Here is a 3,996-nt window from a genome sequence, read left to right as displayed (position 1 = left end):
GGGGGGGGGGGCGCGGGGGGCGGGAATCCCCGGAAAGAGACCGGGGTCACACCGTCGAGGGGTGAAGGCGGGGCGCCTGCTCGGAGACCGGGGCCGGGAACGGCCGAAGCCCCGGCCTTGGGGGCCGGGGCTTCGGTAGGGCGGAGGCGGAGGGATTTGAACCCTCGATGGGCTTTAAGACCCAAACCGCATTAGCAGTGCGGCGCCATAGACCGGACTAGGCGACGCCTCCTCTGCACCTCGCGCATGCGCGGGTGGTGCGTGCAGATGATGACACAGGCGAACCGGCTGTCACCAATCGATTCTCACCGTACTAGTCCTCCGGGGTCCAGGGCAAAGTCCCACGGCCCCCGATCCCCGCCCGGCGCACCCCGCTTGCGCAACGCGGCGGCGCCCGGAGCGTTAGAGGGGCGGGCGCGCCGTGCATCCGCGCCCGCCGTACTTCCCGCGCTCCTGGAGATCCGCATGCTGCGCAGTATCGTCCTCGCGACCCTCGCCACCGCCGCCGTCGGGACCGCCGGTCCCGGCCTCCTGCCGCCGGCGCCGTTCTCGCCGGCCGACACGCTGACCGTGACGGTCGAGAAGAGCGGCGAGGCGAGGGCCGACGGCACCTTCCGGCTGACCTGTGGCGAGCGCGCCGGGGGCGACCACCCGGCCGCCGAGGAGGCCTGCGGGCGCCTGGGGCAGTTGGCGAAGGACGGCGGCGACCCGTTCCGGCCCGTCCCCCGGGACCAGATGTGCACCCAGATGTACGGCGGGCCCGCCCTCGCCCACGTCACCGGCGTCTGGCGGGGCCGCGAGGTGGACGCCCGCTTCTCCCGGGCGAACGGGTGCGAGATCGACCGCTGGAAGAATCTGGAGCCTCTCCTTCCCCTCGTCCGGGGGTGACGCCCGGAGGCTCCCTTAGACTCCCCTCAGTGACAGGCTGCGGCCCGCGGGGCAAGATGGGGCCGGCCGGCCGATGGGCAAGCACGTTGCAGTGCGTCAGGGAGGAAGCGTCGTCGTGAGCAGCAGGCCATCCCGAGGCGCTGCTCGCCTCGCAGCCATACTCGACGCCCTCCCCGACGGCCTCGTGCTCGTCAACTGCAACGGCACGGTCGTCAACGCCAACACCATCGCCCTCGGCATGTTCGAGACGCCCGGCACCGCGCTCGTCGGACGCGGCCTGCTCGATCTGCTGCCCACCTTCGACTCGCGCCTGATCCCCGGCTCCATGCGCCGCCCCGACGGCGCCGACGAGCGGGGCCGCACCAAGCCGACCCGGATGATCGCCCGCCGCACGGACGGCTCCGAGTTCCCCGTCGAGGTGACCAGCGCCAGCCTGGAGGACGGCCGCGAGGCCTACGACTCGTACGGCGGCTACACCGGCGACGAGCTGCTCATGCTCGTCGTGCGCGACCTCACCGGGACCCTCGACACCGAGGCCGAACTCGCCCGCTCGCAGCGGCAGACCGAGATGATCCTGCGCGCCGCGGCCGAGGGCGTCGTCGGCACCGACACGGACGGCCGGGTCGTCCTCGTGAACCCCGCCGCCGCGCAGATCCTCGGCTACCGCGCCGGCGAGCTCGGCGGCCAGGAGCTGCACCCGCTGATCCTCGCGAAGCGCGCCGACGGCGAGCCCTTCCCGTACGAGGAGTCTCCGCTCGCCGACACCCTCAAGTCCGGCCGCAAGCACCGGGTCCGGGGGCAGGTCCTGTGGGCGAAGAAGGGCGACCGCGTGCCGGTCGACCTGACGACCGCCCCGGTGCGGGACGGGGACCAGCTCGTCGGCGCGGTGATGACCTTCACCGACCGCAGGCCGTACGAGGAGCTCGTCGAGAAGCACGCCGCCGAGCTCGCCGACCTGGCCGAGCGGCACGCGGCCGAGCGCGAGGCGCAGGCGGAGAAGTACACCTCCCTGGCCGCCCGTCACGAGCAGCTGACGGCCGTCCTCGCCGAGTCGCTGCGCGGGCCCCTGGAGGAGCTGCGCACCCAGCTGGGCACCCTCGCCGCCGACGACGCCGGACAGCTGTGGCCCGAGGCCAACCAGGTCCTGCACCACCTGGCCGCCGGGTACGCCCGGATGACCTCCCTCGTCGACAACGTCCTCGGCTACCAGCGGCTCGACGCCGGCGCGGAGAAGCTCGACAAGGCCGTGGTGCTGCTCGACGGGATCGTGTCCGGCGGCATCGACGGCGCCGTCGAGCTGATCGGGCCCGGCCGCGCCCAGTTCGCCGTGCACGCGCCGCCCATCGAGGCCGAGGTGGACGCGGCCCGGCTGACGACCGCGCTCGCACACCTCGTCGCGGACGTCGCCGGCGTCGACGCGACCGGCAAGAGCAAGGCCGAGCGGACCCCGAGCGACTCCACGATCGTCGTCGCGGCCGCCCAGCGCGGTGATGTCGTACGGATCGAGGTCCGCGGCCCGTACGCGGGCGGCGACCCGGTCCACGGGCCCGTCGTGCGCGGCATCGTGGCGGCGCACGGCGGTGTCGTGCAGACCCACGAGGTGCCGGGCACGAGCGGCGGCGCGTACGTCCTGGAGGTGCCCCTCGGGGCCGGCCGGGGCACGGTCCCGGCGCCGGCGCCGGGCGACGCGCCCGCGGGCGCACGCGAGGCCCTCGCGCTCCCCGCCCAGGCCTCCGGCCCGGTGGCGGGCGGTCCCGTCGCCGGGTCGCCGTCCGCCGCCGAGCCGCCGAAGGCCGCCGGTTCTCCGCAGGCCGCCGCATCGCCGTCGGCCGCCGGCTCGCTGTCCGTCGCCGCGCCCGGCGGGACGGTCCCCGGCGGCGGAACGGTCGCGGGTTCCGGTGTCGTCGCGGCTCCGGGCGGGATCCCGGCGGCGAACCCCGGTCCCGAGGCCCCCGGTGGGGGGCGGAGGCGGGCCCGGCGCGGTTCGACGGACGCCTTCCTGGAGAGCGCGGTCGCGCCCGAGGGCGGTGCGGAGCCGAGCGGGCGCCGCCGTGCCCGTACGGGGGAGGCCGCCGGTCCCGCCGAGCTGATCCCCGCCCAGCAGAACGGCCCCGCGGGCTCCGCCCTCGCGGTGTCCTCCGGCGCGCCCGTCCCCCCGGGCACCGCCCCCGTGGAGCCCACCGGGCGCCGTCGGGGCCGCCCCGCCGAGGGCTCCGTGGTGACCGCGGCCGAGGGCGCGCAGGGGCGTGCCGCGCTCGGCGCGGCCGTGCCGCCGCAGGGTGTCGCCGTCGAGCCGACGGGCGCTCCCGCCCTGGCCCGCGCCCTGCCCGCCGTCGCCTCCGCCCCGGAGGAGGCCCCGCAGGCCCCGGCGCAGCCGAGCGGTCGCCGCCGGCGCGCGCTGGCCGCCGCGCAGGAGCGGGCCGCCGCGGCCGAGGCAGGGCCCCGCACGCCGTTCGCGCTCGGTCCCGCCGAGGGCGACCGCGACGCCGGGGCGGCGCTCCCGGCCGCCGCTCCCGTGGCCGGGCCGCTGCCGGTCTCCGACGAGGGGCAGCACGAGGCCGTACGGGGTGTCCCGGGCTCCGGCCACACGCCGCCGCAGTCCCATCCCCACGTACAGCCGCAGCCCGAGCCGGTGACGACGACGGCGACGGCAGCGACGACGGACGAGCCGACCGGACGGCGACGGGCCGTGACGGCCCCGCTGCCGGAGCAGACGCCGCAGCCCGCCATGGCGCCCATGCCGGAACCCGTGCCGCAGCCCGCGTCTCAGCCGGCACCGGCACCTCAGCCTCAGCCCGTGCCGGTCAACGGTGCCGGTTCCGCGACGGGCACCGGCTCCGTACCGCTGCCGCCCGAGCTGCCGATGCCGATGACCCTGTCGAAGGACTCGACCCAGGGCCGGGCGTTCAGCGTCCGCACCCTCGGGCAGGGCGTCCCCTTCGTCCCGCCGACGGCTCCCGCCGCGGCCCCGGCCCCCGCGGTCTCCCCGGTCGCTCCCGCCGCGCCCTCCAACGGCTCGGGGCGGCGGCGCAGGCCCCCCCCCCCCCCCCAGGGCGACCCCCCCGGCCGCCCCCCCCCCCCCCCCGGCCCCGTCGACACCTTCGCCAC

General features: G+C 77.2%; 2 protein-coding genes and 1 tRNA gene. 2 read left to right on the top strand and 1 reads right to left on the bottom strand.

Annotated features, from left to right (window positions below; all coding sequences use genetic code 11):
* Nucleotides 1-141 precede the first annotated feature (141 nt).
* Nucleotides 142-232 (bottom strand) — tRNA-Ser (locus K7G60_RS38375).
* A 233-nt stretch (nt 233-465) separates the two neighbouring features.
* On the opposite strand from K7G60_RS38375, the gene K7G60_RS38370 reads away from it, so the two are divergent.
* Entirely contained in the window at nt 466-888 is a 423-nt protein-coding gene (locus K7G60_RS38370) for an SSI family serine proteinase inhibitor (RefSeq protein WP_225805595.1), read from the top strand.
* Between the two features lie 115 nt (nt 889-1,003).
* The coding region (locus tag K7G60_RS38365; RefSeq protein WP_225805594.1) for a PAS domain-containing protein at nt 1,004-3,996 on the top strand (2,993 nt) is incomplete at its 3' end.

This window comes from Streptomyces sp. NK15101, from assembly GCF_020400725.1.
Taxonomy (GTDB): domain Bacteria; phylum Actinomycetota; class Actinomycetes; order Streptomycetales; family Streptomycetaceae; genus Streptomyces.
This window is presented reverse-complemented; position numbering and strand designations above follow the sequence as displayed.

Excerpts from the sequence above, each read along its gene's own strand:
- K7G60_RS38370 (WP_225805595.1), top strand. The coding sequence starts at position 466 with ATGCTGCGCAGTATCGTCCTCGCGACCCTCGCCACCGCCGCCGTCGGG.